The organism is Pseudomonas fragi (assembly GCF_002269505.1).
Taxonomy (GTDB): Bacteria; Pseudomonadota; Gammaproteobacteria; order Pseudomonadales; family Pseudomonadaceae; genus Aquipseudomonas; species Aquipseudomonas fragi_D.
In genome coordinates this window covers 1-1,853 of record NZ_NQKQ01000058.1, presented here as the reverse complement: position 1 = coordinate 1,853, position 1,853 = coordinate 1, and the positions used below count along the sequence as shown (strand labels likewise).

Annotated in this window: 1 protein-coding gene and 2 pseudogenes; all 3 read right to left on the bottom strand. The window is 50.1% G+C overall.

The window, feature by feature from the left end; all coding sequences use genetic code 11:
• Nucleotides 1–79: 79 nt before the first annotated feature.
• Nucleotides 80–598, bottom strand: a pseudogene (locus tag CJU81_RS23485) (transporter substrate-binding domain-containing protein); the annotation flags it as partial.
• Nucleotides 599–606: 8 nt separating this feature from the next.
• Nucleotides 607–1,233, bottom strand: coding sequence for a response regulator transcription factor (locus CJU81_RS23480; RefSeq protein WP_095038444.1), 627 nt, complete (start codon nt 1,231–1,233; stop codon nt 607–609).
• 364 nt (nt 1,234–1,597) lie between these two features.
• A pseudogene (locus tag CJU81_RS23475) lies at nt 1,598–1,775 on the bottom strand (deoxyguanosinetriphosphate triphosphohydrolase); the annotation flags it as partial.
• Between the last annotated feature and the right edge of the window lie 78 nt (nt 1,776–1,853).

Here is a 1,853-nt window from a genome sequence, read left to right as displayed (position 1 = left end):
TCGGTACTCAAGTGTTTGTATTGGGTAGACATGGCAACACCTTACATCAGGTGTTGCACTTGTTCCTTGAGACCGCCTAGTGGTAAACCATGCTCAAGCGCAAATCTGCGAGGCCCTGGGAGAGTGAGCGTGTTTCTCCCTCTCGGGTCACCAGCACGGGTTGGTCGATGGCATATGGAATGGAAAGTTCAAGGTCAGGGTTGGCGGCCTCAAAACCGTTGGAAGTACCCAGCAGGTCAATCTGGCCATCTTCAAGTGCCTTGATGGCTGCTTCTCTGGAGGCAAAGCGTTTAACTTTGGTGGGCAGATTGAGGGCTTTGGCCAGAAGGCCGGCGTAATCTGCCGTATAGCCTTCGTAGTCCCGGCCGCTGTCGGTCATGTCGAAGGGCGGATAGTCGGCAGCAGAGGTACCGATCAGAAGTTCGCGCTTCTTCTGCAGCCAGTACCGTTGAGTATTACTCAGCGGGACTTCAATGTGGCTGGCGCTCGAGCGGCTGAGCAACGAAAGGGTTTCACTGCGGGCCGGGTCGGCGAACACTGGCACGCACAGAACTAAGCCTGCGAACAGTGACAGGTACTTGATTAGCCGCGTGGGCATCCTGTTTCTCATACCAGACCATTACGTTTTGCCAGCTCGATAAGTTCCACCAGCGAATTGGCTTTCAGTTTTTGCATGAGACGCTTTTTGTAAGTGCTCACGGTTTTGTTGCTTAGGAACATGCCGGTGGCAATGTCCTTATTTGTTTTGCCTTGTGCGAACAGCTTCATAACCATAAGTTCTCGGTCGTTGACAAGTTTAAATAGATCGATTTCAGAGGCGTTGTTGTGATCGTTTGTTTCAGAGGTCAATGCCTGGCTTGGGAAGTAGTTGTAGCCAGAAAATACCGCTTTAATTGCACTGGTAAGTTCACTCAGCTCTTCTTGTTTGCACACATACCCTGCTGCGCCGGATTGCATGCAGCGCATGGCGAAAAGTGTCGGTGACTGCGATGTGAGGACCAGGATTTTGAGCGCTGGGTTTATAGAGCTGAAGCGTGACAGCACTTCCAGACCATCGAGTTTGGGAATGCTGATATCGAGGATTATCAGATCTGGAGTGCACTCGCGGATCATCTGCATTGCGTCTACTCCATTGTCGGTTTCTCCGACTATTTCATACCCTTCATGTTCTAACAACATGCGGATGGCGAGCCGGATTACAGGATGGTCGTCGACAATAAATACGGTGTTCATATTGATTCCCCATAAAATACTGCGTTGAAAGCGCGACCTTAGCTCAGATGAAAGAGCTGGGGCAGGAACCGGGGAGCCTACAAACGTAGTATGGGAATCTTCCTACATAAAATAAGGCGATAGCCCACGAATTACACAATGAGGGTGACGCTTTTAAGTATGAGTTTAATTATTTGTTGAATTTAAAGCTGGATGCGCGTGTAGATTTCTTCAATATGTATGGAAACGTCCTACTTTGTATTTCGTTTGTTAAACATTGTGTTTGACGAAGCGGAAATGTACGCCCTCCCTATTTGGCAAGGGAGGGCAACTGTCGTCAGGCAGGGCTGGAGTGTCCGGTCATTGCCCTGGCCATTTCAGTGGCCTAGCTGTCGGTCATGCCGGCGATAAAGTCGATGATGCACATAAACGAGCGATGTAATGGCCAGTATGGATCGAGAGCATTGTTGCCCAGCAAATCGAGGATGCGACGGTTTTTTGAACGACGGGGTACGCCCGCCATGCTGTTCCAGGGTGGCGCCACAGAATGCATTGAGGAGGATTGGCGGTCTCAAGGAACAAGTGCAACACCTGATGTAAGGTGTTGCCATGTCTACCCAATACAAACACTTGAGTACCGA

Excerpts from the sequence above, each read along its gene's own strand:
- CJU81_RS23480 (WP_095038444.1), bottom strand. The coding sequence starts at position 1,233 with ATGAACACCGTATTTATTGTCGACGACCATCCTGTAATCCGGCTCGCC.